The 26316-nt window shown below is 42.8% G+C and carries 28 protein-coding genes and 1 tRNA gene; 17 read left to right on the forward strand and 12 right to left on the reverse strand.

The window, feature by feature from the left end; translation table 11 throughout:
* The 5 genes from pseI to EYR25_RS05785 are packed head-to-tail and all read right to left on the reverse strand — an operon-like array spanning position 1 to position 5070.
* A complete protein-coding gene (gene pseI / locus EYR25_RS05765; RefSeq protein WP_133178813.1) occupies positions 1–1074 on the reverse strand; it encodes a pseudaminic acid synthase in 1074 nt (357 codons plus the stop codon).
* Positions 1067–2182: an aromatic ring-hydroxylating oxygenase subunit alpha gene (locus EYR25_RS05770; RefSeq protein ID WP_133178814.1), complete on the reverse strand. Its 1116-nt coding sequence runs from the start codon at positions 2180–2182 to the stop codon at positions 1067–1069. The genes pseI and EYR25_RS05770 overlap by 8 nt, the downstream gene beginning before the upstream one ends.
* A complete protein-coding gene (pseG, locus tag EYR25_RS05775) occupies positions 2179–3237 on the reverse strand; it encodes a UDP-2,4-diacetamido-2,4,6-trideoxy-beta-L-altropyranose hydrolase (RefSeq protein WP_133178815.1) in 1059 nt (352 codons plus the stop codon). Before pseG ends, EYR25_RS05770 begins: the two co-directional genes overlap by 4 nt.
* Positions 3227–3976: an SDR family NAD(P)-dependent oxidoreductase gene (locus EYR25_RS05780; RefSeq protein ID WP_133178816.1), complete on the reverse strand. Its 750-nt coding sequence runs from the start codon at positions 3974–3976 to the stop codon at positions 3227–3229. Before EYR25_RS05780 ends, pseG begins: the two co-directional genes overlap by 11 nt.
* A gap of 2 nt (positions 3977–3978) precedes the next feature.
* A complete protein-coding gene (locus EYR25_RS05785) occupies positions 3979–5070 on the reverse strand; it encodes a 3-oxoacyl-ACP synthase III family protein (RefSeq protein ID WP_023267099.1) in 1092 nt (363 codons plus the stop codon).
* Positions 5071–5200: 130 nt separating this feature from the next.
* Here EYR25_RS05785 and EYR25_RS05790 point away from each other — a divergent pair, with 130 nt between their 5' ends.
* Positions 5201–6229, forward strand: a complete 1029-nt coding sequence (locus EYR25_RS05790) for a ketoacyl-ACP synthase III (RefSeq protein ID WP_023267100.1) — start codon at positions 5201–5203, stop codon at positions 6227–6229.
* Positions 6230–6240: 11 nt separating this feature from the next.
* Here EYR25_RS05790 and EYR25_RS05795 read toward each other — a convergent pair whose 3' ends face one another.
* From EYR25_RS05795 to EYR25_RS05810, 4 genes are all read right to left on the reverse strand, one after another.
* Positions 6241–6507, reverse strand: a complete 267-nt coding sequence (locus EYR25_RS05795; protein ID WP_243729937.1) for a hypothetical protein — start codon at positions 6505–6507, stop codon at positions 6241–6243.
* On the reverse strand, positions 6500–7792 hold the full coding sequence (locus EYR25_RS05800; protein ID WP_133178817.1) for a motility associated factor glycosyltransferase family protein: 1293 nt from the start codon (positions 7790–7792) through the stop codon (positions 6500–6502). The genes EYR25_RS05795 and EYR25_RS05800 overlap by 8 nt, the downstream gene beginning before the upstream one ends.
* Before the next feature lie 47 nt (positions 7793–7839).
* A tRNA-Arg gene (locus tag EYR25_RS05805) sits at positions 7840–7915 on the reverse strand.
* A gap of 55 nt (positions 7916–7970) precedes the next feature.
* Positions 7971–9137: a flagellar assembly protein FlgT gene (locus EYR25_RS05810; RefSeq protein WP_133178818.1), complete on the reverse strand. Its 1167-nt coding sequence runs from the start codon at positions 9135–9137 to the stop codon at positions 7971–7973.
* Positions 9138–9363: 226 nt separating this feature from the next.
* Here EYR25_RS05810 and EYR25_RS05815 point away from each other — a divergent pair, with 226 nt between their 5' ends.
* Positions 9364–9996: a FlgO family outer membrane protein gene (locus tag EYR25_RS05815; RefSeq protein WP_133182753.1), complete on the forward strand. Its 633-nt coding sequence runs from the start codon at positions 9364–9366 to the stop codon at positions 9994–9996.
* Positions 9993–10442, forward strand: a complete 450-nt coding sequence (locus tag EYR25_RS05820; RefSeq protein ID WP_133178819.1) for an LPP20 family lipoprotein — start codon at positions 9993–9995, stop codon at positions 10440–10442. The genes EYR25_RS05815 and EYR25_RS05820 overlap by 4 nt, the downstream gene beginning before the upstream one ends.
* Positions 10443–10540: 98 nt before the next feature.
* On the opposite strand, the gene EYR25_RS05825 is transcribed toward EYR25_RS05820, so the two are convergent.
* From EYR25_RS05825 to flgA, 3 genes are all read right to left on the reverse strand, one after another.
* The gene (locus tag EYR25_RS05825) at positions 10541–10966 is read right to left on the reverse strand and encodes a flagella synthesis protein FlgN (RefSeq protein ID WP_133178820.1); all 426 of its coding nucleotides are present in this window, start codon (positions 10964–10966) and stop codon (positions 10541–10543) included.
* A 2-nt stretch (positions 10967–10968) separates the two neighbouring features.
* The gene (flgM, locus tag EYR25_RS05830) at positions 10969–11295 is read right to left on the reverse strand and encodes a flagellar biosynthesis anti-sigma factor FlgM (protein ID WP_023267107.1); all 327 of its coding nucleotides are present in this window, start codon (positions 11293–11295) and stop codon (positions 10969–10971) included.
* Positions 11296–11370: 75 nt separating this feature from the next.
* Positions 11371–12078, reverse strand: coding sequence for a flagellar basal body P-ring formation chaperone FlgA (gene flgA, locus EYR25_RS05835; RefSeq protein WP_023267108.1), 708 nt, complete (start codon positions 12076–12078; stop codon positions 11371–11373).
* A gap of 205 nt (positions 12079–12283) precedes the next feature.
* Between flgA and EYR25_RS05840 the strand changes: the two genes are divergently transcribed.
* The 14 genes from EYR25_RS05840 (at position 12284) to EYR25_RS05905 (ending at position 26127) form a co-directional block, all read left to right on the forward strand.
* Positions 12284–13204 (forward strand): chemotaxis protein CheV, encoded by a 921-nt coding sequence (locus EYR25_RS05840; protein WP_023267109.1) that lies wholly within the window; start codon positions 12284–12286, stop codon positions 13202–13204.
* A 102-nt stretch (positions 13205–13306) separates the two neighbouring features.
* Positions 13307–14146 (forward strand): CheR family methyltransferase, encoded by an 840-nt coding sequence (locus EYR25_RS05845; protein ID WP_011716394.1) that lies wholly within the window; start codon positions 13307–13309, stop codon positions 14144–14146.
* A gap of 143 nt (positions 14147–14289) precedes the next feature.
* Positions 14290–14694 (forward strand): flagellar basal body rod protein FlgB, encoded by a 405-nt coding sequence (flgB, locus tag EYR25_RS05850; protein ID WP_023267110.1) that lies wholly within the window; start codon positions 14290–14292, stop codon positions 14692–14694.
* 2 nt (positions 14695–14696) lie between these two features.
* Positions 14697–15113, forward strand: a complete 417-nt coding sequence (gene flgC / locus EYR25_RS05855) for a flagellar basal body rod protein FlgC (RefSeq protein ID WP_023267111.1) — start codon at positions 14697–14699, stop codon at positions 15111–15113.
* Between the two features lie 24 nt (positions 15114–15137).
* The gene (flgD, locus tag EYR25_RS05860; RefSeq protein ID WP_133178821.1) at positions 15138–15917 is read left to right on the forward strand and encodes a flagellar hook assembly protein FlgD; all 780 of its coding nucleotides are present in this window, start codon (positions 15138–15140) and stop codon (positions 15915–15917) included.
* A 67-nt stretch (positions 15918–15984) separates the two neighbouring features.
* A complete protein-coding gene (flgE, locus tag EYR25_RS05865) occupies positions 15985–17346 on the forward strand; it encodes a flagellar hook protein FlgE (RefSeq protein WP_023267113.1) in 1362 nt (453 codons plus the stop codon).
* A 171-nt stretch (positions 17347–17517) separates the two neighbouring features.
* Positions 17518–18261 (forward strand): flagellar basal-body rod protein FlgF, encoded by a 744-nt coding sequence (gene flgF / locus EYR25_RS05870; protein ID WP_039978130.1) that lies wholly within the window; start codon positions 17518–17520, stop codon positions 18259–18261.
* A gap of 10 nt (positions 18262–18271) precedes the next feature.
* Positions 18272–19060, forward strand: a complete 789-nt coding sequence (gene flgG, locus EYR25_RS05875) for a flagellar basal-body rod protein FlgG (RefSeq protein ID WP_023267115.1) — start codon at positions 18272–18274, stop codon at positions 19058–19060.
* Positions 19061–19072: 12 nt separating this feature from the next.
* Positions 19073–19747 carry a flagellar basal body L-ring protein FlgH gene (flgH, locus tag EYR25_RS05880; protein ID WP_023267116.1) on the forward strand — a complete coding sequence of 225 codons (675 nt, stop codon included), beginning with the start codon at positions 19073–19075 and terminating at the stop codon, positions 19745–19747.
* A gap of 11 nt (positions 19748–19758) precedes the next feature.
* Positions 19759–20850: a flagellar basal body P-ring protein FlgI gene (locus EYR25_RS05885; protein ID WP_133178822.1), complete on the forward strand. Its 1092-nt coding sequence runs from the start codon at positions 19759–19761 to the stop codon at positions 20848–20850.
* 17 nt (positions 20851–20867) lie between these two features.
* Positions 20868–22022 carry a flagellar assembly peptidoglycan hydrolase FlgJ gene (gene flgJ / locus EYR25_RS05890; RefSeq protein WP_133178823.1) on the forward strand — a complete coding sequence of 385 codons (1155 nt, stop codon included), beginning with the start codon at positions 20868–20870 and terminating at the stop codon, positions 22020–22022.
* Between the two features lie 40 nt (positions 22023–22062).
* Entirely contained in the window at positions 22063–23988 is a 1926-nt protein-coding gene (gene flgK, locus EYR25_RS05895; RefSeq protein WP_133178824.1) for a flagellar hook-associated protein FlgK, read from the forward strand.
* A gap of 11 nt (positions 23989–23999) precedes the next feature.
* On the forward strand, positions 24000–25211 hold the full coding sequence (flgL, locus tag EYR25_RS05900; protein WP_023267120.1) for a flagellar hook-associated protein FlgL: 1212 nt from the start codon (positions 24000–24002) through the stop codon (positions 25209–25211).
* A 94-nt stretch (positions 25212–25305) separates the two neighbouring features.
* Positions 25306–26127, forward strand: coding sequence for a flagellin N-terminal helical domain-containing protein (locus tag EYR25_RS05905; protein WP_133178825.1), 822 nt, complete (start codon positions 25306–25308; stop codon positions 26125–26127).
* Positions 26128–26316 lie beyond the last annotated feature (189 nt).

Raw genomic sequence — 26316 nt, forward strand, 5'->3', positions numbered from 1 at the left:
TTAAGGTGCCTTTTTAAGAGGAATGCTTAGGTGTTGTTCCGATAGCGCTGTACCAAAAGGGATATCCATTACGGCCTGTTGTCCTAAAACCTGTGGCAAATAACGAGTATGTAATCCCTTTGCCGGACGCACTGAGCGAACATTTTGTTCAGTAAATATCTCGCCTTTTTTGATATTTTTGCAAACATATAATGAACGTCTGTATTCCCGTCCTCCTTGCTCACTGGGTTTTATATCATAACATGCCATCCCAATAGCGCTATAGACTTTAGTGGTTTCCTGCTTAAGTAGAATAAACTCATCTGGTTCTAGCGAAAAAGCAGCATCAACTGAACCATCTGTTTTATCAAGTGTAAAATGCTTTTCTATGATAGATGCACCTAGAGCTACTGCTGTAATTGCGGCAGTATTGTCGACCGTGTGGTCACTTAGACCAATAGGGAAGTCGAATCTTTGACATAAATCGGAAATGGTTCTCAAGTTACAATCTTCAATTGGAGTTGGGTAGCCACTAATACAGTGTAATAAAGCAAGTTGAGTGCCTCCAGCATTCGCAATGGCGGTTACGGCCTCATTGATCTCTTCTAGTGTAGCAAGCCCCGTTGACATAATTATTGGTTTACCTGTTTTGGCTATAGCAGTGATTAATCCAATGTCATTAATTTCAAATGATGCAACTTTATATGCAGGGCAGTTAAGTGATTCAAGTAAGTCAATGGCAGTCTTATCAAATGGAGATGAAAATAACGTTATGTTATTTTTTTTTGCTCGCTGAAATAATTCTTCATGCCATTCCCATGGTGTGTGAGCTTCTTGATATAAATCATAGAGAGTACGACCCGCCCAAAGCCCACCTTCTAACCTAAATTCAGGGCCATTGTGGTTAAGTGTTATTGTTTCAGCACTATAAGTTTGAATCTTGATAGCATCTACACCTGTTGAGGCAGCCCTATCTATCATGGTAAGTGCTTGAGATAGATCTCCTTTATGATTACCTGATAATTCGGCAATCACATAAGGTGGTTTAAGAGAACTGATTTCTCTGCCTTGAATGAATATATTTGGCTTAAACATGCTTTATAATTCCAGTAGGTTTATTTATATCCTCCCTCCAAGCACTATGAAAGTGACGGATTCGGTCTTCGCATTTACCGAGTAAGCCTGGAGTATTATTACAGGTCATATTGCTTTGGCAAGATTCAGCTACAATTCTGTCTTCTTCTAAAATAGTATGATTAAATTTTGTGAAGTTCATACAAACTGCAGCTTTTAATGCTTCACTTGATTTAATTTCGCTTGGTGGATTTATCATCCTCAAACGGAAATTTAAAAGGGTAGTTACTGAATCTACAGGTTCATAAGTTTGTAATGACATGAGTGAACCATTTGTTAACCCAATGGCAAGATTCGGGTAAATAAAAAAATGATTATACTCATCAAATTTATCATGTGGGTTAATTTTCAAATGTTTTCTCGCGCCATTCCACCATTTATGGGTCGCTTCTTGTAACGGCGTATTGCCTGTGGAATGCCCGTTGAAATAATGAATTTCACATTCTGCTCTAGCAAATTTTGCAAAAGTTTCTGGATGAGTACCTGCAACATGATAAACTTCTAAAACAGTCTCGCAAGCTAATTTCCAGTTCGTTTTCCAGCTATAAATTCCTTCTTGAATATGATCATTAAAATCTGTTGATATTGTTTCTAATATAGAAAAGTACGGTCCTAAAAATTCTGATAAAGAGGGACCCGTTTGACTTACTCTAACGAAAAGCAGTTCACCACAACGCTCGAGGGCGAATTTTTTAAGAGATAAATGTTTTTTTGTTGTCTCATTTAACCCAAAATCTGTTTTATTTTGTGGAACACCTGCTAATGATCCATTGCTTTTGTAACTCCAGCAATGATATGGGCATATTAGTGAGCGGTTCCCTTTTTTTTCTTGTTGAAGTTTAGCTTTTCTGTGACTGCATATATTCAATAGTGCAGAAAGTTCGCCATTGAAGTTTTGAACAAGAATCGGCGTATTACCAATTGTAATCGTGATAAAATCATTATTCTTTGATAGTTCATCTCTAAAGCCAACAAAAATCCAGTTATTCTCGAATACTGCGAACTTTTCTTGTTCAAATGTATTAGTGGCGTAGTAATATACTGGATGTAGTGATTCCGTGGTAATCATTGCTGTTCCTGCTCAGTTTTTAAGCCTATAAGTAGTTTCTGGATAATACGTTGGCAGCCTTTAGAGTCAATTAATTGGCGAGCTTGCTCACTCATATTTTCTCTTTTGCATATATCATGCCAGAGATTGGTGGCTTCTTCAGATACTTTGTCAAGCAAAGAAAATGTTCTTTTGCATTTTACTTCCGACGTACAGGCAGATCTGAGATCGATAGCAAAATACCAAGTGTTGTTTAACGGCGACTCTAATGCAGGTGTTTGATTATCTACAGTTATCAATGCGATTGTAGGAACTCCCATCGATGCCAGCTCTCCAAGAGTCCCCCCTGCAGCTGATATCGCTAATCCGGCTTCTACCATGATACTTGCTACAGATGCTGGATTATAAATTAAGCTAAAATTGCTATATTGTTGTTGTAATTGTTCTAAATTTAACTGATCTTGATGCTGTTTTCCTAATAGTAGTTGAATTGTTGTCCCTGGAAGACGGGATAGCAAACTCTTTGATAAAGGGTACGCGAGGGATTTACTATCAGTACCACCTAATGTAATAAGTATATTTTTTCTTTCATTGAGTGGTTTAAAAGAACATATTGAGAACTCTTTTCTAAGATATGTATATTTTGGACCTAAACAAAATTGGGAAGATGGAAAACGTTTGGCGTAACTTTCTAAATTGGCATTTGGTGCAGGATTTATCACTAGGTCAACAAAATACTTTGAGCAGTCTAATCCATCATCAAGCTTAACTTTAAATAATTTTAGCTGTTCTAATGTGTGCCATTCATCTGATGTTAGATCATAATCGTCTATAAAGATAACTGACGCAGAAAAGGATGATAACTCGTTAAAAGCAAGCGGCGAGGAAAGAATTCGGGTTGAGAATCCTTCTTCTTTAAGTTTATCTAATAAAGCATCTGGACAGGTTTTATAGATAAAAAGTATTTGGAAATAAGCTTTAGCAGCTTGAGCAAGTGCAAATAAGCGCATGATATGCCCAGCACCAATTTTATGGCTACTATTACCATAAAAAACACATAGAGGTTTAGCCTGCAAGAAAGCCACCGTCTACCGCGAGAGTACTTCCCGTAATCTTGTTACTCATATCACTTAATAAAAAATATACGCAGTTAGCAACATCCTCCGGTTCACTTAAACCCAGCGGATGCGAAGCGAGAAGCATTGATGTTTGCTGTTCTCCAATTGTTAAAAATTGCTTATTTGATTTTGCTCCTTTTACAATTGCTGGAGCAACACAATTAACCCTTATTGATTTTGATGCAAGTTCTAATGCTGCCGATTTGGTCAGTGAGGTAAGTGCTGCTTTTGATGCTGCATATAAAGTGCGTGCTTTTAACCCTCGTTGACCCGCTGCTGATCCAATATAAACAAAGCTTGCCCCTGGCACAAAGTATTTTTGGCGAGAAAAAGCGGCTGTAAGCATAACTGCTGCGGAAAAGTTAATGTCGAAATAATCTCTGATCTGTTTTGGGGAAATATTTCGAAGCGGACTGTATCCTTGAAAACTAGCGTTGTGAATAAACCCATCGATCGGTCCATATTTTTCAACGATGGTCATTGCGAGAGAATTGATATCATCCAGTTGGCTCAGATCGAACGGAATCACATAATGCTCGTTGCCTAATTGTGCTTTTGTTTGTTGTAAGGGCTCTTCTCTACGACCTACAAGAATTAGTTTAGCACCTTCAGCATCCAATTTTTGGCAGATGGCAAAGCCTATTTCAGAGTCAATTGCAGCGCCTGTAACTAGGTATTGCTTATTCTTCATATTCATTTTTATTGTTGCACCAAAGAAAGTGGCTCGAAATCATCTTCAATTTCAATTATTTCTGGCGACACAATGGGGCCTATATCCGTGATTATTGCTCCCCAAGACCAACCAACACCAAATCCTCCTAACATTACCTTTTTAGTTTGATTATCAAAAAAATGTTGAAGCTTATGACATATGGCTAATGGCACTGATGCGCTTGAAGTATTGCCAAAATCTTTCATATCTATCAGATACTTATCACCCTGGATTTTTGATTTTTTTCTGAGGTGTTCGAGGATAAACTGGTTGGCTTGATGCATAACAACCATATCGAGCTCATCAACCATTAGATTGGCTAATCTAAGGGTATCTTTTACGAGTTGAGGTACGACTTTCAATGTGAATGAAAATACAGCCGCTCCATTAAGATATAGACGAGAGTCATTATAGAGTTGTTTTTCTTCTTCTTCTGATCTTGGCGTTAATTCTGGCATGGTAGGATTACGCCTTCCGCCCGCTTTTACGGCAATATGCTGTCCACCAGTGCCATCTGTCCCAAAAATCGCATATGAATCAGGCCAATTCTCATCATATTCAAGTGCAGTAGCTACTCCTGCATCACCAAACAAAGGAAGCGTACCGCGATCTTCAGGGAGTAGATGTCGGCTTGATGTATCTCCACAAAGTACTAAAGCACGCTTACCATTTGAGCTGTTTAGTAACTGACTAGCGATCCAAGTTCCATAGACAAAACCGGAACAACCTAAACTAACATCAAGGCATGCAGAAGAAGTTGGAAGTCCTAATCTGTTTTGAATTAAGCAGGCTGTTGCGGGAAGTGCATAGTCGGCATCTTGCGATACGTAAATGAGAACATCCACCGATTCTGGTGACCAGTTCAAGCGTTGAAGTAAAACCTGTGCGGCAGCAATACACATATCAGATGCACAAAGATGTGGAGGTAAAATCCTGCGACTATGTATACCTGTGCTAGCATATATTTTATCTGCTTCTTCTTGAGTAAAGATCTCAGGAGTTTCAACATAGGAATGCCTATGGGGAGGCACGGCAGCTTGCATTCCTGCAATTTTGACTGATTTGATCACGGCTTCCATAAATAACCTTGTTGAAGTAAGAATGGGTATTGGTTTTAACTATAACATTGAATAATATAGCTTGAAAGTACCAAACTTGTTTTGGAAACACTCTAACTTCTTGCTTATAAGGCAAATTTTAGGAATATTGATGACAGTCACTCGAGTTAAAAATGTTACTATCTCTGGAATAGTATCTGTACTACCCGAAACAGAAAAGTTGAACCGAGACGCCGTTTCTTCTCAAGACTCGCAAGAAATGGCGCGTATTGTTGCTGCTACAGGGATTGAATCGAAACGTGTTGTCAGTCAGGGGCAAACAGCCCTAGATCTTGCCAATAAGGCTTGTGAGTTACTTCTAAGCAGTATGGATTGGGCTGAGGATGACATCGCTATTCTTCTTTTTGTCACTCAAACGCCGGATTATCCTTTGCCTGGTAATGCTGTACAACTCCAGCATAGACTTGGTTTAGATAAAAACACTTTGGCTTTTGATATTAATTTGGGATGTTCCGGTTTTGTATATGGACTGTGGCAAATATCACAGTTATTAAATACTTTACCGCGGAGCAAAGCTTTACTTGTGGTCGGTGATACAACCAGTCAACAATATAGTGAAAATAATCGTTCAGTTTCTGCACTGTTTGGAGATGCTGTTAGTGCGATTGCGATTGAGAATTGCAAAGATTGTGATGACATGGTTTTTTCCCTTGGAACTGATGGTGCTGGCACTCCTTATCTGATTCAGCCTTTCGGAGGCGCAAAAAAACCTGATGAAAAATTCGAACTGTTTATGGATGGTATGCAAGTTTTTGTATTTACCCTAAGAGAAGTTCCAAAATCAATTCAATCATGCTTATTTGAAAAAAAATGGCAAGTGAATGAAGTTGATTTCTGCGTAATGCACCAAGCAAATGAAATGATGTTAAAGCGATTAGGTGATAAAGTCGGATTCGCCGAAGAGCAAGTGATTATATCTATGCGAAAAGTGGGTAATACGAGTTCTGCATCGATCCCATTAGCCTTATGCCTGTCTCTTTCTGAAGAACTGCTTACCCGAAAAAATAAACTAGTTCTGTCGGGGTTTGGTGTAGGCTGGTCTTGGGGAAGTGTTGCATTGGCTTTAGATAAATTATCCGTTTGTACTTTAATAGACCTATCGCTCAACTCTAATTTGTAAAAAATGCTCCATTAAGATATGTTAGTTAGAATATCAGGGATTTCAAACTCTAGATAATCAGCCAGTGATAACCAATCTGATCTTTCATGTGCAGACAACATTTGAGGTAATAAAGACGCGATTCTGCTTTTCCCCATATCAGTACTGATAAGAGTCTCTAGTTTATCAAGACACATTCGAAGATGCTTAGATGCTTGAGCTTCTTCCCCTAGTCTAAGATGTTTTGATGTGATTATTAAATCATTTATTAGCATGGGTATTTCAACATTCTCATTCATTTGTGAAGTCCTTGTACTGTGCTCCTAGTATTCTGGCGCTATCTAGAGAGGATTGATAAAACTTTATGTTAGGTTTAATTTTTATATAGAGTTCTAAACTTCTCAAATATCCTCTAAAGTTTAAATCAGTTTCCACTCTATCACCACGTCCATTAAGGACCCAATGTTTTGCATTATTTATTTTTGGTCCCAAAGAACCATCAGGCCAGAATGCATGAGTTTTATTCTTTGCATAACAAAAGTCACAACCAAACATGGATATCTCATAAGCACCTAAATAAGCTGCTAGATCTATAATAGGGTGAATTACACTTCCATTAGTATATAAGCGCAATTTGGGTTGGTAGTTTGATAGAGTATCGTATCTTGCATGTTTTGAATATGCACAATATCTATTTCCCTTCCATTCTCTAATAATGTCAGGTGATATAGTTGGAAAATACACTAATGAAATATTTTCTGTATCCTCAATAGGAATATGGTCTAGACGAATATTTATATCAATACTAACAACAATATCTGGATAGACGCCATGATTTATTAACCCTTTTAATGATGTATCGGCTGCAATCATTAATGGCCTTGAGTTGTCTGGTAACTGTCGCTGTTTTAGCAAAAAATCATAGTGATCTTCTAGTGTTGGGCCAGAGGCTATAACATGACACCGAGGTTTCTTATAATATTGTATAAGCAAGTCTGCGCTTGGGTCATTCTCAATATTTTTTGAATTACTTTTAAATCGAAACTCAACTTTGTCGTTATTAAGGTGTTGCTGATTAGCATAATTACGATTCAGCTCATATACAATTAAATCTCGAATAATAGCATTTTCATTGCTAACTAAATTGAGTTCTGGTGTGATTGCAATATAAGGAAAACTTAGAGTTTTTCCTGCTTGCTCATTCAAGTTTACATTAGGATGACTTAGCCATTCCCGCTGATCGGTGTAACAAAGCAATAATGCGAATACAGCCAAATTTAAAATGCAGACTTCAATGCGAGTATAGTGCGGATTTTCAATCAACAGACTCGGTACATCACCCATACCCACGCCATAAACCGTGACTTGGTGAGTATTTGAGGGAAGGGTGCTAATAAACAGCTGTGCTTCAGCGATGCGGTCATGACGGCTACTTAGCTGAATACCATTAACACTGATAGTTTGGTTTTGGCCTTGGACTAAGTGTGCATCAAGATGGTCAATTGATTGGCTTTTTATCGCAGCAGCCACAATTGGCCAGCGTTTAGCAATAATACTCAGATTAGTGGCAAATAGTTCAGTCATTCCGTTTCCTCGGAAGCTTTCGTTTTGATATTACCCACATCACTATCTGGTCTCTCCACAGGGACTCGAACCCCGATCGGCCGCTTAGGAGGCGGCTGCTCTATCCTGTTGAGCTATGAAGAGACGCCTGTGATTATACTGGTTTTATCTTTGATTAAAAGGCTTATAATTTAGTTGGTTAAATCTTAAGCGCGATGTCGTTTATCTGTACATTGTAAGCCGCATTTTGGTCAACGAGTACTGCTGTTGCACTTTCTTCACTCACTTGTTCAATTTGTACTGTTGCTCGGCTTTTCGTGGCAACGGCACGCATTTCGTTAAGTCTATCGGGTAAGTTTCGCTGCAAAACCACTTGGAATTTATCTCCAACACGGATCCCATGTTTTCGCCCTAAGTTGAGGATAATTCTATCGCCTTGGCGGCTGACGACTTGTCCTAATAGTGGTCGGCAATTGAGCGTTCGATCAATATCACGAGTGGCTTCTTGGATTATCTGGCTGACATTTCTGCCATAGGATGAACGCCAAAAACGGTCACTATTAGGAGCAATAATTGCTTGTTCTTCAAATTCCCATGGTGCCGAAGTGTTGTAGGTTTTGCTCCAAACTTCTTCGCCGCTAATGCCGTGATAAAGGCTGAGCTTAAATTGGAATTGTCTTAGTGGCGCTTCATCCCACCAACCCATAAAAGTGGATTGCACAGGCTCTGTCGATATGTCGATGATTTGGGGTAATAAAATATATTGGCTATCGGTGATTTCACTTAGCCAACTAGGGAGTCGATAGCCGCGGATATCAACCAGTTCTTGTGCAATATCGAGCCTTTCTTTTGCGTGAATATGGCTAAATCCGGTTGATGAATAGTCATCTATGCTATTACCGAGCTTTTCGGATATCGCTTCTTCAAATCCCGATAATTGTCCGTAACGTAACTGTGCCCGGTCTTTTATTTGTGCCTGAGGAATTAGTATAGCGGCTTTCAGTTGGCCTGTGGGGCACTGTTGAGTTGGATCGTCATTAAGATCGAGCCTAAGTGAAACATAGATTTTGTTGCCTTGAATACGCTCGCTTAGTAATTGAATACTAATTGCTTGGGCATAACGATTAATCGCAAAACTGTTTTGTGTCAGATTACCGTTAGTGGTTTGCTGCTCACTAGAGATTTGGATACCGGTGCTGAGGGTGGCATAACTTACCGCTTGGTTGATTGCTTCTTCTCTGGCTTGGGCTATGTTGCCATTTGCAATGATTGCTTCGCCACTCGCTTCAACCCACTCGGCTTTTGCTGGTGCAGTAAGTAATAGTAGGCTGCCGATTATGAGCAAATTCTTTCTCAGTATGTTCATTAATAAGCCCTTCGCGAAATCAGTCAGTTTAATGGCAGAGTTATACAGCCATAAGCAAATTGTATGCCCGATTGGTGTAATGTAGATAAAGTTATTGCGGGACTTGTCGATAATCTGAGTAGCTTATGCCAAGCAATATTTTGACTTGGTCTAATATTTGCTTGATTTACGCCAAAGGCTGCGACTTTATGTGAGTCGCATTGATTTAGACGATGAGGTTATTCCAATGCTGAAGCGTGCATTTATTCCTCTGGCACTTGTGGTGCTGGTAGGTTGTACGACGAAATCCGTTGTACCGCCCAAACCTAGCCTAGTCGATGGCAATGGTTTGCCGCCGACGGCGGTGATCAACCATTTATCCCAGCGTATAGTGACAGAGCTTGTTAAACAAAATGATGCGTTGCGTTCAGATCAACCTATTGTTGTTGCAACGCCTGTGTTAGTTGGTGATCTAAAAGGGACTAATGCACTTGCGCAGCAGCTGCAACAAGGGCTCATAACATCATTACACAGTTTTCAATTTAATGTAGTGGATCTGAATTTAGCTGATGGCCTCAGTGTTACCCCTGATGGTGATTTTATTTTGACGCGTGACTGGCAAAGATTATCTACTAACTTACCCGTCGACCATATTGTTGTCTCTACTATGAGTCCAACAACCAATGGTATGGCTATCAATACACGGATTGTTACCCTAAGTAACAACCGTGTAGTTTCAGCATCACAGACTTTTGTTACCCAAAAAGAATTGAGCAATTACATGCAGCCCTCGGAACAAGTTATCTCTCAGGATGGGATTTTATACCGCCAGTCGAGCCCAGGTATGAATGAAGTGCGAGTACTAGGAGATGGAAAATGAAACGCTACTTATTAATAGCTGCAGCACTTCTGCTAACCGGATGTGCGGCGAAAGATAAATATGTGCAGTGGGAAGATGTGCCGCCAAGTAGTTTTCCTAAACTCACGGCAATAGGTTATGCCCCGCTAGCGACTCAACCTGCCAAAGAACAATCTCAACGAGTCTTAATGGCGATGCAAGCCTCAAAAATTGTGGCCTACCGTGAACTGGCGGAACAAGTGTATGGACAGAAGATCACCGCTAATAGCAGTGTCAGTGATTGGATGCTGACAGATGACAATGTTAAAGCTTCTGTGACAGGGGTTATCCGCGGGGCTCGAGTGGTGAAAAGCTATCCAGCAGGGGATCACTATGTGACTGAGTTAGAACTTGATTTTGCTAAGGTATGGCAGATTTATCAGCAGCAGATTCGGCCGCAAAGAATTAAAGATGTTACCTATTTCTAGGTGTAGCGCATAGTGCTCCTCTTCGTTGATGTACAGATAAACAAAAGCCGCACAAAGTAGCGCGGCTTTTGTTTGTACCCGTTTATATGACGCTTTACTTACGCTTTTAAATCATTACCTAAGCTCGAAAAAGTCGAGGTTTTGCCTTTATCGTTATATGTCAGTGTAGTGGCATTTCTACTCGCCTGTAAGGCTTGAGCAAAGCGATTCAAACTTGCAAGATTCATTTCGATTAAACTGGCATTTTGAGCATTTAGCTCTTTGCATTCGGCAAGCGCTTCTTTCGCTGCAGCCAATTTATGGGACAGTTCGATTTGCTCTGTGAGTAAAGATTTATCGCTGTGATTAGCCAGCAAGTCATCGTTCGCTTTAAGCTCTTGCAGACATTTCGATTTTTGCTCCGCAAGCGATAAAAGCAAATCGGCGTTTTGGTCAACCAAAGCGCCTTTTTCCTTAAGAATAATTTGTTTAAGAACAGCCAAATGGGCGTGTTGTTGATCTACCAGTTTAGCTATTTCTGTCATAGTTACTCTTTATTAAGATCGTTCAATTCAGCTTCGAAGCTGGCAATGTTAGCAGCCAACTTTTCGGGGTCAATTTTATAGCGACCTTCGGCAATGGCTTGTTTAATTTCAGCCACTTTCTTTTGATCGACTTCAGGCAGGCTGGCCATTTTGGTTTGAGCTCCCTGTAACTGTTGAGCTTGAGCCGTAATGACAACAGAGTCACCTTTTTGTTGAGTCGGCTTAGCTGCAACTTGAGTCGACTGGTCGCTTTCGCTGCTCTTTTTGGTATTGTTTGAACGGACTTGCGCGGCCGCTCCGGCGTTAAATTTGCTAATATCAATTGCCATTTTAGGCTCCAGCGTCGTGTATACGGGATTTCTTAACTGGGGTATCGGCAGCTCATCGAAAAGCTTTAGCTTATTTTACATTCTAACTTCTACTTCGCCAATGGCTGTAACTATAGCATCTAGTTCCTTGTTTGAGCTGCTATTTTTGACTCTAATTTGGTCGCCAATATTACCATCTTGCAGTGCTTCGCCTAGGGTTTTAAGAACAAAATTGTTGGAACGAACATAAATCGATACCGCATCATTTTTACAAACAAAGCAAAGGTTGTTGGCAAAAATAGGATAATTTTTGGCAACGCGCCGCTTTACACGCACACCCGAAAGTTGATTAATGTCGTTAAATTGCATACCACGTAAACTATTTTGGTCGACGTAGCGAATTTCTAGCTGTGTAGGATTGATTAACTCGCCTGGCGCGAGAGTTTCACTCGCCACGACAACAGGAAAGAGTATATCAACACGGACCGACATAAAGATTTGCCATGGATAGGAAAGATCGGGAGTGTCACAACTGACTTTTATCGTGTTGTTACGACTGATTTCACGTTCTGAAGCCAGCTCTACATGAATGGGAGACGAGCATTGGGATGGGAGCAAACGGTTATCTATTGTTTGTGGCAGGATCTCAACCTTAGCGTTTGCTGGTACTGAAATCTTTTCATTAATAAGGGCTTTAGCTAATTCGGATATCGCCGATATGCTAGGTGCCACGGGAGCAGCGTTTGATGCCGTGGAGATAAAAAATGCGAAAACACTCAAAAAATAGACTAAATTTACTTTCATAATGAAGAGACTAGCTTGTAACGCCAGAATGCACCTATACTTTTATCAAGCGTGAAACTGTTCATTGCCGTTAACTTGGTTGTTGAATGTCAGAAGTTTGACTCAGTTTCAACTATGTTTATCTATAACAAGACGTAAGCAATTAATATGCCTATACTCAAACGAGTTTTAGGGCCGTACATAAACAGAACAACAAGGCAGAGTTATGTCGAGTATTCTTGATTCAGTCAACAAACGAACCCAACTCGTAGGTCAAAACCGGCTAGAACTGTTGCTATTTAAGTTGAATGGTCGTCAACGGTTTGGGATAAACGTATTCAAAGTCAAAGAAGTTTTGCAATGTCCGCCATTAACGACCTTGCCTAAACTTAATCCCTATGTCAAAGGGGTTGCCCATATACGTGGCACCACTATTTCGGTCATCGATCTGAGTGCGGCTACTGGTGGACGTCCTTTAGCAAGTACGGAAAATTGCTTTATTATCATTTCGGAATACAACCGAAGTGTGCAGGGCTTTTTAGTCAGTTCGGTTGAGCGCATCATCAATATGAACTGGGAAGCCATTATGCCACCGCCACAAGGTGCGGGGCGTTACTCTTATTTAACGGCGGTTACTGAAATCGAAGGCGAGCTGGTTGAAATCTTGGACGTGGAAAAGATCCTAGATGAGATTTCTCCAGTCAAAACAGCGATCAGTGAAGAAGTGAATGATCAGCTTACTATCGACAGAAGCCAGCATTACCATATTATGGTGATTGATGATTCAGCGGTTGCTCGTAAGCAAATTATTCGTGCCTTAGAGTCGTTAAATCTACAGATAGATACGGCAAAAGATGGCCGTGAAGCGCTTGATAAACTCAAAGCGATTGCTGGCGAAATGAATAATGTTGCTGAAGAAATCCCGCTGATTATCTCAGATATTGAAATGCCAGAAATGGATGGTTACACCTTAACTGCTGAGATCCGAGATGATCCAAAACTCAAGCATATCAAGGTTGTGCTACATACTTCGTTAAGTGGTGTCTTTAACCAAGCCATGGTACAAAAAGTGGGCGCTAATGACTTTATCGCGAAATTCAATCCTGATGAATTAGCTGCGGCAGTAAACAAGCATTTAAGTTTGTAGTGAGAGTGTGGGTTAGTGCCTAGTGGAGCTTTACGCTATAATCTAGCCCTTATTACATGATTGTTGTGCACTTATTGTGGTGCTTGCTATAGGATCTAGGACGTGAATGTGCCTGATAAATCACTCGCTGAAGCTGAATATAATCAATTTAGGTTGTTCCTAGAACAACATAGCGGAATTGTATTGGGTGAAAATAAACAATACCTAGTACGAAGCCGTCTTGCGCCATTAATGGGGAAATATAACCTACCATCATTATCTGATGTGGTTAAACATTCGATGAAACCCACGGAGCGTGCGCTCAGGGCTGAAGTTATCGATGCGATGACAACGAATGAAACGCTGTGGTTCAGAGATCGCTATCCATTTGAATTGCTAAATAATGTGTTACTGCCTGAATACAGTAAATTAGGCAGGCCATTAAAGATATGGTCAGCAGCCTGTTCATCAGGTCAAGAGCCTTATTCTTTGGCAATGACTATCTTAGAATATCAACAGAAAAAACCGGGTGCATTGCCTGGTGGAGCTTCGATTCAAGCGACGGATTTATCGCCTTCGATGTTGGAGCGTTGTAAGAATGCTGAATACGATAGCTTAGCTTTGGCTCGTGGCTTATCGGAGGAACGTAAGCGCCAGTTTTTTGATGCATTGCCCTCCGGCAACATGCGGGTAAAGGACAACGTTAAGCGCTTGGTGAATTTTCGAGCTCATAATCTGCTTGAGAGTTACACTTTGCTGGGCAAGTTCGACATTATTTTCTGCCGAAATGTGCTGATCTATTTTGCCCCTGAGGCAAAAGCAAAAATTTTGCGGCAATTTGCTGCCGCGTTAAATCCTAAAGGTATCCTCTTTTTAGGCGCTTCTGAATCGATAGCTGGTTTGACCGACGAGTTCGATATGGTGCGTTGCAATCCTGGTATTTATTATCAAAAGAAAACTTAATCTATTGATAATTAATGAAAATTGCCGATAAGTGTCGGTAATTTTTTTGCCAGCAATATCCCTCCAATACTTTCTTCCCTGATATCAGTTTATTGGCACATGAATTGCTTTACTTCCGTGAGAGACACGATGGAGGCAATTTTATGGCGATTAGTTTTGATAAGGCCCTAGGGGTTCACCAATTTACGTTGGGGATACGCGCCGAGCGTGCCGAAGTTATTTCAAGCAATATCGCAAACGCCGATACGCCACATTATAAAGCTCGTGACGTCGATTTTTCTGCGGCATTAAATGTGGCGAAATCCCAGCAACAGCAGCGTAATAGCCTAGAGATGGTGGGCAATGAGCAGCATTTTGGTTTGTCTCAATTGTCGGGGCAGTACGTCAAATTTCGAGTGCCAAACCAGCCTGATACAGGGGATGGTAACACCGTCGATGTCCAACAAGAACAGTCAGCATTTATGCAGAATGCCCTTGAATATCAAATGTCTCTAGGTTTTTTAGACAGTAAATTTAGTGGCATGAAAAAAGCGCTGAGAGGGGATTAATTATGAGTTTATTTAATATCTTCGATGTTGCGGGGTCGGGCATGTCGGCCCAATCTGTGCGGCTAAATACCACGGCGAGTAATATTGCTAACGCCGATTCCGTTTCTAGTAGTATCGATAAAACCTACCGTTCACGCCACCCGATTTTCGAGGCGGAGATGGCGAAAGCACAGAGCCAGCAGCAAGCTGCCCAAGGTGTCACTGTGAAGGGAATTGTCGAGAGTGATAAACCCCTATTAAAAGAGTATTCGCCTGATCACCCGATGGCGGATGCCGATGGCTTTATTTACAAACCAAATGTAAACGTCATGGAAGAAATGGCGGATATGATTTCTGCCTCTCGCTCATATCAGATGAATGTTCAAGTGGCTGAAGCTGCAAAATCTATGCTGCAACAGACACTTGGGATGGGTAAATAATATGTGTTATTTAGGAGGTAAGTTGTGAGCCTCATTAACCAATTGAGCCAAACTTCGTCGCAAGTAGCTCAAACAAAAACTCAATCGAATACAGTAGCGACTAATTCCTCTACAACTTCGACTAGCTCTACAGGCAACCCATTTTTGGATGGATTGCGTTTACCTAGCAAGTCTGCAGTGCCTGACGCTAAGAGCCAACAGCTGACTCAAGAAGATTTTTTCTCATTACTCAGTCAGCAGTTATCGATGCAGGATCCGTTTAAGCCCGTCGATAACGATCAGATGATTGCGCAAATGGCATCGTTTTCTACCGTTGATGGTATTTCTAAGCTCAATGATCAAATTGTTAATTTAAACAGTGTGATGACATCGAGCCAAGCATTACAAGCATCCGGATTAGTCGGACGTAAGGTGTTATTACCGACGGATACTGGGTATATCTCTGCAGAAAGTCCTGGTTTGAATGGCGTAATCAGTACTTCGGAAAAAATTCCCGTCATCAACATTCGAATCGAAGATGAGAAAGGGCAAGTGGTCAGAACATTTACTGTCGATGGTAGTAAGGGCGGTAACACTGATGTCAAGTGGGATGGTTTGAACGATAAAGGGGAACCTGTTGCTGCAGGCAATTACTCCATTAAAGCATCGGGTTTGGTGAATGATAAATCGCAAGCGTTAGCTGTATCAACCTATGGGCATGTTACCAGTGTTTCTTTAGGTACTGCAGCGACAGGTGCCATTTTAAACCTTAAAGGTGGAATGGCCTTTAAGTTGTCGGATGTGCTTGCGATCACGGAAGTTTAATGGTTTTCAAGATGGTAAATGGACGCAACTTGTCCACTATAGAATTGAGCAAAAGTAGAGGTGAATTATGTCGTTTAACATTGCATTGAGTGGCATTTCGGCTGCGCAGAAGGATTTAAACACTACGGCGAACAACATTGCCAATGCGAATACCATTGGTTTTAAAGAGTCGCGTGCTGAATTTGCGGATGTTTACGCTAATTCAATTTTCTCAAACTCAAAAACGGCTGTGGGTGGCGGTGTCGCAACAAGCCAAGTCGCGCAGCAATTCCATCAAGGTAGTTTGCAGCTAACTAATAACTCTTTGGACTTGGCGATTAAGGGTGGTGGCTTTTTTGTGACCGCTTCAGAAATCGGCACCTTAGATCACCAGTTTACCCGTGCGGGTGCATTTAAAGTCGACAAAAATAACTACATGGTTGACTCTGCTGGAAATTATTTGCAAACCTTCCCAGTGGACAAAGATGGTAACTCGACATCAGTAAGTTTAACTACAGCTAAACCAGTACAAATTCCAGACACTGCGGGTAGTCCTGTTCAGACTGAAAACGTTACCTTACAGATGAATCTTAATGCCAAAGATGGTTCACTCGATCCGGCAGCATTCGACCCTCTAGACTCGAAAACCTATAACAGCGTTACTTCAATGACAATTTATGATTCGCTGGGTGAGCCACATATTATGACCACCTACTTTGTGAAGCCAAACAATGGTTCTTACAATGGCGAAAACAATTGGGTCGCTTATTATGCAATTGATGGTAAACAAGTTGATATTTCTGGCCCAGCGGGAACCTATCAGACTGATACCAATGGTGACGGCACTCCCGATGCAACAGGGACTGCGCAAACTGCTGGTGGCTGGAAGGGATCTGTTCTGAAGTTTAATTCGGTCGGTGTGTATACCGGTAGTGATCCTGCCGCCGTGACGACTGAAGTGCTTGGTGTGGGTGGCGCAGGGGTGTTAGGTCCTGGCGCGGATGGTACGCAAGCCGTTAATATCAAGTTCAATGCGCCAACACAATATTCTGCCCCCTTTGCCGCTACTGAATTGTCACAAGACGGAACTACCGTTGGACGTTTAACGAATGTTGAAATTGGCGAAGATGGTTTGATCACCGCCAGTTACTCGAATGGTTCAACTGTGCCATTAGCCCGCGTTGCCTTAGTTCGTTTTGCTAACGAGCAAGGTTTAACTCAGGTAGGTAATACCTCATGGAAGGCGAGTTTATCGTCAGGTCCTGCACTAGCTGGTGAACCTAATAGCGGCACATTTGGAAGCTTAAGTTCTTCAGCGTTAGAGCAATCTAACATTGACTTAACGACTGAGCTAGTCGATTTGATTTCGGCACAACGTAACTTCCAAGCTAACTCTCGTACCCTAGAAGTAAACAACACACTGCAGCAAACTGTTTTGCAGATTCGTTAAGTTGATTGTTCCCTTTCTAAGAGTTGCCGCCTGCGGCAACTCTTAGCCTCTTTAGGCGCCATAGCGATTTCTTCATTATCTTCTCTCAATTTATCAGTTAATTAGCATATGTTTTTATTGGCATGATGCTTGCTTTGCTATTGTCAGGTTGAAAATTTGACGGAGCAGTCTGTGGACAAATTCCTCTACATATCCATGAGCGGAGCTAAGCAAAACATGAATGAGTTGGCTTTGCGCGCCAACAACTTAGCTAACGCCAATACCGATGGATTTAAGTCGGATATGGCACAAGCCAGATCGATGCAAGCCTTTGGTGAAGGATTGCCATCGAGGGTATTTGCCATGGTTGAAACTCCCTCTGCCAATTTTCGTGCAGGTCCAATCAAAAGTACTGGACGTGATCTTGACGTTGCTATTAAAGGAGATGGTTGGTTTGCTGTTCAGGCGCAAGATGGCAGTGAAGCTTATACCCGTTCCGGCAGCTTAAGTTTTGACTCGACGGGTTTGTTACATAACGACCGTGGTAATCCCGTGATGGGGGATGCGGGGCCGATTGTGTTACCGCTGCCTATTGAAAAAGTCACTATTTCGCAGGATGGCATTATCTCTGTACGCCCTCAGGGCGCGACAGCGGAAGTGATCGAAGAGGTGGGACGATTAAAGCTGGTCAATCCTGGTAACGCCCAAATGCTGCGCGGGGAGGATGGGTTATTCCGTTTGACCTCGGGAAATCCAGCGCCAGCCGATCCGAGCGTGTTTGTTGAAAGTGGCGCAGTAGAGGGCAGTAACGTCAATCCAGTGGATGAGATGGTGTCCTTAATTGATTTACAGCGACAATTTGAATTGCAAGTGAAAATGATGAAAACCGCGGAAGAAAACGACCGCGCATCATCTTCGTTAATGCGGATTAGTTAGGAGATAAATTATGCATCCAGCCTTATGGATTAGTAAAACTGGCTTAGACGCACAGCAAACCGATATTGCGGTGATTTCAAACAACGTCGCTAACGCCAGTACTGTCGGCTACAAAAAGAGTCGCGCCGTCTTTGAAGACTTACTCTATCAAACCGTTAACCAAGCGGGGGGCATTAGTGCCTCAAACACTAAGTTGCCAAACGGTTTAAATATCGGTGCGGGTACCAAAGTGGTTGCTACTCAAAAGATGTTTACCCAAGGCAATATGTTAACTACCGATAACTCACTCGATCTGATGATCGAGGGCCCTGGTTTTTTCGAGGTACAACTCCCTGATGGTACCGCGGCTTATACTCGTAACGGCCAATTTACCTTGGATGATACTGGGCAAATTGTCACGCCTGGCTCTGGCTATGTGCTACAACCTGCTATCACCATTCCACCTGATGCGACAAGTATTACCGTATCTGCCGAAGGTGAGGTGTCGGTAAAAATACCTGGAACTGCTGATAACCAAGTTGTGGGTCAGCTCAGTATGTCTGATTTTATTAACCCATCGGGTTTAGACCCTATGGGACAAAACCTGTACACCGAAACCGGTGCCAGTGGCACGCCTATCCAAGGCACTGCATCACTCGATGGTATGGGGGCGATTCGTCAAGGCGCGTTAGAAACCTCTAACGTAAACGTGACCGAAGAGCTGGTGAATCTAATTGAAAGTCAGCGGATCTACGAGATGAACTCTAAAGTCATTTCGGCGGTCGACCAAATGCTGGCTTATGTGAATCAGAATCTATAGAGGCACATTATCATGGCTAGATATATTATTTTGGCCGCTGCGCTCTTGCTTACGGCGTGTAGTTCTACCCCCAAGAAGCCGATTGCAGATGATCCCTTCTATGCGCCGGTTTATCCCGAAGCGCCACCAACCAAAATTGCCGCGACAGGGTCAATTTACCAAGATAGCCAAGCGGCCAGTCTCTATTCGGATATTCGTGCTCACAAAGTGGGAGACATCATCACAATCGTGTTGAAGGAAGCGACTCAGGCAAAAAAGAGCGCGGGTAATCAGATCAAAAAAGGTTCTGATATGACTTTAGATCCCATCTATGCTGGTGGCAGTAATGTATCAGTGGGGGGGATTCCCCTCGACCTACGTTACAAAGACAGTATGAACACTAAGCGAGAATCCGATGCTGATCAAAGTAACAGCTTAGATGGCAGTATTTCTGCCAACGTGATGCAAGTGCTCAATAACGGCAATTTAGTTGTACGTGGTGAAAAGTGGATATCGATTAACAATGGTGATGAGTTTATTCGTGTAACGGGGATCGTTCGTTCACAGGATATCAAGCCTGATAACACAATCGATTCAACCCGTATGGCCAATGCGCGTATTCAGTATAGCGGTACAGGCACCTTTGCTGATGCCCAAAAAGTGGGTTGGTTAAGCCAGTTCTTTATGAGCGATTGGTGGCCCTTCTAAGGAGTCGTATCATGAAATTAAAACTTATTTTAGCCGTAGCCATGCTCGCATTTTCTATGCCTAGCCAAGCTGAACGCATTAAAGATATTGCCAATGTGCAAGGGGTGCGGAGTAACCAATTGATTGGTTACGGCTTGGTAGTGGGTTTACCCGGTACGGGCGAAAAAACCAATTACACTGAACAAACATTCACCACCATGCTTAAAAATTTCGGCATTAATTTGCCTGAAAATTTTAGACCCAAGATAAAAAACGTGGCTGTGGTGGCTGTGCATGCGGATATGCCAGCCTTTATCAAGCCTGGCCAAGAATTGGATGTCACCGTTTCAAGCCTTGGTGAAGCGAAAAGCTTGCGCGGCGGCACGCTATTGCAGACTTTCCTTAAAGGTGTCGACGGCAATGTGTACGCTATTGCCCAAGGCAGCTTAGTGGTCAGCGGCTTTAGTGCCGATGGTTTGGATGGTTCTAAAGTTATTCAAAACACGCCAACCGTGGGTCGTATTCCTAACGGCGCGATTGTTGAACGTAGCGTAGCAACACCATTTTCAACTGGCGATTATTTGACGTTCAACTTACGCCGTGCTGATTTTTCTACCGCGCAGCGCTTGGCCGATGCGATTAATGATCTGCTTGGCCCTGATATGGCGCGGCCATTGGATGCAACGTCGATTCAGGTCAGTGCGCCAAGGGATGTATCACAACGGGTATCTTTTTTAGCCACGCTCGAGAATATCGAAGTGGAGCCTGCTGAAGAGTCTGCCAAAGTAATCGTTAATTCGCGTACAGGCACGATTGTGGTAGGGCAGAACGTCAAGTTATTGCCTGCCGCAGTGACTCATGGTGGTTTGACTGTGACCATTGCTGAAGCGACACAGGTCTCTCAACCTAATGCCTTAGCTAATGGGCAAACGACAGTGACGAGCAATAGTACGATTAACGCAACCGAAAGTAATCGCAGGATGTTTATGTTCAATCCTGGTACTACGTTAGATGAGCTAGTGCGAGCCGTAAACTTAGTGGGAGCAGCCCCGTCAGATGTGCTTGCTATCCTCGAGGCATTAAAAGTGGCAGGTGCTTTGCATGGTGAACTTATCATCATCTAATTTCTGTCGGGAAAATCATGGAAAAGCTTTCAAGTTCATCACATTTTCTTGACCTGGGCGGGCTGGATTCCCTGCGTGCTCAGGCTCAGAAAGATGAGAAGGGCGCCTTGAAAAAAGTCGCCCAACAATTTGAAGGTGTTTTTGTACAAATGCTGATGAAGAGCATGCGTGATGCTAACGCAGTATTTGAATCCGACAGCCCACTCAACAGCCAATACACTAAGTTTTATGAGCAAATGCGGGATCAGCAGTTATCCGTCGATTTATCGGATAAAGGTGTGCTGGGCCTTGCAGACATGATGGTGCAGCAATTATCCCCCGAGTCGAGCCAGTTTACACCTGCATCCGTGTTGCGTAATGACGGTGGCATGAAGCTGCAACATGATGCGAAAGCTTTCAACATTCCAGCTCAAGCAACCTCGGGAGCTGAAACTCAAAGCACTGCTGCGCCAGTTGTCGCAGCCCAAGGCGTACCAGCCTCGATTGCGCGCCCAAGCATTGAGGTGGATAACCCCAATGGGGTGACGTCTTCCTTAGATATCGATAAGCCAGAGCGTTTGTTGGCCATAAATACGCCTAAACCTACTTGGTCAGAACAACCCTTATCGCCAATCGAACCTGTGATCAGCGGCCAAATCTTGCCGACGGTGGCATTTAGGGAGACGCAAAAGACCCTTAAGTTTGGTAGCCGTGAAGAATTTTTGGCGACGCTTTATCCCCATGCGGAAAAAGCCGCCAAAGCACTTGGCACTAAACCCGAAGTGTTATTGGCACAATCGGCACTTGAAACTGGTTGGGGTCAAAAAATTGTCCGTGGCAATAATGGCGCGCCTAGCCATAACCTGTTCAATATTAAAGCCGACCGTCGCTGGCAAGGTGATAAGGCTAACGTGAGTACCTTGGAATTTGAGCAGGGTATTGCCGTTAGACAAAAAGCCGATTTCCGTGTGTATGCTGATTTTGAGCACAGTTTTAACGATTTCGTATCCTTTATCGCTGACGGTGAGCGTTATCAAGATGCCAAGAAAGTGGCGGCGTCACCGACTCAGTTTATCCGTGCATTGCAGGATGCTGGCTATGCCACCGATCCTAAATATGCTGAAAAAGTCATTAAAGTCATGCAGTCCATCAGCGAAGAGCTGAAGTCGATACTGCCAGGAGAAGACAAATGATCATTCTTCATAAGACGTTAGTATTGGGGAGTATCGGCTAATGGCTATCGATCTATTAAATATTGCCCGTACCGGCGTACTCGCATCTCAGTCACAGCTGGGGGTGACCAGTAATAACATCGCCAACGCCAATACAGCGGGGTATCACCGACAAGTTGCGACCCAAACCACCTTAGACTCCCAACGTCTTGGAAATGGTTTTTATGGTACTGGTACTTATGTCTCTGATGTAAAACGTATTTATAACGATTACGCTGCGCGCGAGTTGCGTATTGGCCAAACGACTCTGAGTGCAGCAGAGGCCAGCTTTGGCAAGCTAAGTGAGCTAGACCAAATTTTCTCCCAAATTGGCAAAGTGGTACCACAGAGCTTGAACGATTTGTTTTCTGGCCTCAACAGCTTGGCGGATTTACCCGCAGATTTAGGTATTCGTAGCTCAACCTTAAACGATGCTAAACAATTGGCGAGCAGTTTGAACCAAATGCAGTCGACCTTGAATGGGCAACTTAATCAGACCAATGATCAAATCACTGGCATGACTAAGCGCATCAATGAGATCAGTACTGAGCTTGCTAATCTCAACCTTGAATTGATGAAATCACCTAACCAAGATCCGATTTTATTAGATAAGCAAGACGCGCTCGTGCAAGAGCTGAGTCAGTATGCACAGGTGAATGTGATCCCCTTAGAAAATGGCGCCAAGAGCATCATGCTCGGTGGCTCTATTATGTTGGTTTCGGGCGAGATCGCGATGTCAATGAATACGACAACGGGTGACCCTTTCCCTAACGAATTGCAATTGGTATCGACCATTGGCTCACAAAGTGTAAAGGCTGATCCGAGTAAGTTAGGTGGTCAGTTGGGGGCATTGTTTGAATACCGTGACCAAACCTTAATGCCTGCGAGCTTAGAGCTTGATCAATTAGCCTTAGGCGTCGCTGACAGTTTTAATAAGCTACAAGCGCAGGGTATTGATCTTAATGGCCAAGTGGGCGCCGATATCTTTAAAGATATCAATGATCCTTTAATGTCTCTAGGTCGTGTCGGAAGTCTTTCTGGAAATACAGGCAATGCAACCTTAGGTGTCAATATTGACGATACCAGCGCCTTAACGGGTGGCTCATACGAGCTATCTTTCACCGCACCTTCGACCTATGAACTTAGAGATACGCAGACTGGCGCTATCACGCCACTGACTTTAAACGGCACTAAGCTTGAAGGCGGCGCGGGATTCTCGATTGATATTAAAGCCGGAGCCATGGCATCTGGGGATCGATTCGCTATTCGCCCAACAGCTGGAGCGGCGAATGGTATTGAAGTGGTGATGACAGATCCCAAAGGCATTGCCGCTGCTGCGCCTAAAATTACACCTGATGCGGCAAACTCGGGCAATACCCAAGTTAAGTTGACGCAAATTACTAACCGTAATGCTGCAAACTTCCCCGTAACGGGTGGCGAATTGACCATTCAGTTAGATACCACTGCCGTGCCGCCAACCTTTGAAGCCTTCGATGCCAATGGCACATCCCTTGGCGCGCCAGCGGCGTATACGCCACCGAGCATTAGTGCATTTGGCTTTACCTTTGAAGTCGATAGCAGTGCTGCGGCTGCGGGTGACAAGTTTACCTTCGATTTATCCTTTGCCGAAGGGGATAACACTAACGCCTTGGCAATGGCAAAACTCAGTGAAACCAAAGTGATGAATGGCGGTAAATCAACGCTTGCCGATGTGTTTGAACAGACCAAGCAAGATATTGGTAGTCAAACCAAGGCGGCGAGCGTGCGAGTCGATTCTGCAGAGGCCATTTATCAACAGGCTTATGCAAGAGTAGAGAGCGAATCGGGCGTGAACTTAGATGAAGAAGCGGCCAATCTGATGCGTTTCCAACAGGCTTATCAAGCATCTGCGCGGATCATGTCAACCGCTCAGCAAATTTTTGACACTTTATTGACCTCAGTGCGTTAGGAGAAGTGACGATGAGACTATCAACCGCGCAGCTCTTTAATCAAAGCATTAGTAGCGTGCTGCAGAAACAAACTGCAACGAGCAAAGTACTTGAACAACTCAGCAGTGGCAAAAAAGTGAATACCTCAGGGGATGATCCTGTCGCGGCTTTAGGTATCGACAACCTAAATCAACGTAATGCCTTAGTCGATCAATTTATGAAGAATATCGACTATGCCAATAACCGCCTTGCCGTTACAGAAAGCAAATTGGGCAGTGCTGAAGATTTAACCGGTTCTATTCGTGAACAGCTGATGCGTGCTGTCAACGGCACTCTATCTGACTCAGAGCGGCAAATGATTGCCGATGAGATGAAAGATAGTCTTGAAGAATTACTCTCTATTGCCAATAGCAAAGATGAATCGGGTAATTATCTGTTCTCAGGGTTTAGTACTGATAAACAACCTTTCTCTTTTGATAATTCAACTCCACCCAAGATCATATATAGCGGCGATTCAGGGGTTCGAGATAGCTTAGTGCAATCAGGTGTCGCCATCGGAACCAATATTCCTGGCGATCTTGCCTTTATGAAAGCGCCTAATGGTCTTGGTGATTATAGCGTCAATTATTTGGCCAGCCAGCAAGGTGGATTTAACGTTGATACAGCCAAAATAGCCGATCAAGCGACTTATGTGGCTGATACTTATACCTTTAATTTTTCTGATAACGGTTCTGGTGGCGTCAATCTACAGGTGCTTGATTCAGCAAATAATCCAGTTGCAAACGTTGCTAACTTCGATGCGACGAATCCTGTGAGTTTTAATGGCATTGAGGTCAAGATAGACGGAAAACCCAGCGCTGGAGATAGTTTCAGCATGGAACCTCAGGCTGAGGTTAGTATTTTCGACACGATCAGTAATGCGATCGCTTTGATCGAAGATCCAAACGCAGCAAATTCTCCCCAAGGAAAAGCTCAGTTGGCACAGTTATTGAATAATATCGATAGCGGCGTCAATCAGATGAGTTCAGCCAGAAGTGTGGCGGGAAATAATCTGAAAACCGTCGAGCGCTACAAGGATACACATACAGAGGAGAAAGTGGTGAATACTTCAGCACTATCACTTCTGGAAGATTTGGATTATGCGTCAGCGATTACGGAATTTGAAAAGCAGCAGCTTGCATTGAACGCAGTCTCTAACGTGTTTAGTAAGGTGGGTTCTGTTTCCCTGTTTGACTTTATTTAACAGAAAGCAAAGACCTAACCCTCTGTAAGATAAATTGTTAAAAATTTAGCCAAGCTCCAAGCCTTGGCGGTATAACTAGGAAGAGGAACTCAACATGGCTATTACAGTTAATACAAACGTGACTTCGATGAAGGCACAGAAAAATTTAAATACCTCCAATAGTGGTTTAGCAACCTCTATGGAACGTCTATCGAGCGGTCTGCGTATTAACAGTGCTAAAGATGACGCGGCTGGTTTAGCAATTTCTAACCGTTTAAACAGCCAAGTGCGCGGCCTCGATGTGGGTATGCGTAATGCTAACGATGCGATTTCTATTGCTCAAATCGCTGAAGGTGCGATGCAAGAACAAACTAACATGTTGCAGCGTATGCGTGACCTGACCGTACAAGCAGAAAACGGTGCGAATAGCACTGACGACTTGGACGCGTTGCAAAAAGAGATTGATCAATTAGCGTTAGAAATTACTGCAATTGGTGATAGTACTGCATTTGGTAATACTAAATTAATGACAGGTGATTTTTCTGCAGGTAAAACTTTCCAAGTAGGCCACCAAGAAGGTGAGGATATCACGATTTCTGTGGGTACTACGAATGCGGCTAGCTTATCTGTAAATGCTTTATCTGTAGCGAGTTCTGGCGGCCGTTCTACTGCCTTAGCTAATATCGATGCGGCAATTAAAACCATTGATAATCAACGCGCTAACTTAGGTGCTAAGCAAAACCGTTTGGCGTACAACATCAGTAACAGTGCTAATACACAATCGAACGTTGCTGATGCTAAGAGCCGTATTGTAGATGTGGACTTTGCAAAAGAAACCTCTGTAATGACTAAGAATCAGGTATTGCAACAAACGGGTTCTGCGATGCTTGCTCAAGCTAACCAACTACCGCAAGTGGCGTTGTCACTATTGGGCTAAGCTTAAGTTAGCGTATTTTTTGTCGAGTACTTTTGCCTACTTTTTCTAGCTAAGATTAGAAAAGTAGGCAAAGTTTTTTAGTGGGAATTTTTATCTATATGAAAAAAAAGATTTTTTATATAGATAAAAATTTTTGAAAAATAATTCTAAAGATAAAAAAGGTGCGGCCGTTAAATATACTGTAACCAC

Source organism: Shewanella decolorationis, from assembly GCF_004354305.1.
Lineage (GTDB): Bacteria > Pseudomonadota > Gammaproteobacteria > Enterobacterales > Shewanellaceae > Shewanella > Shewanella decolorationis.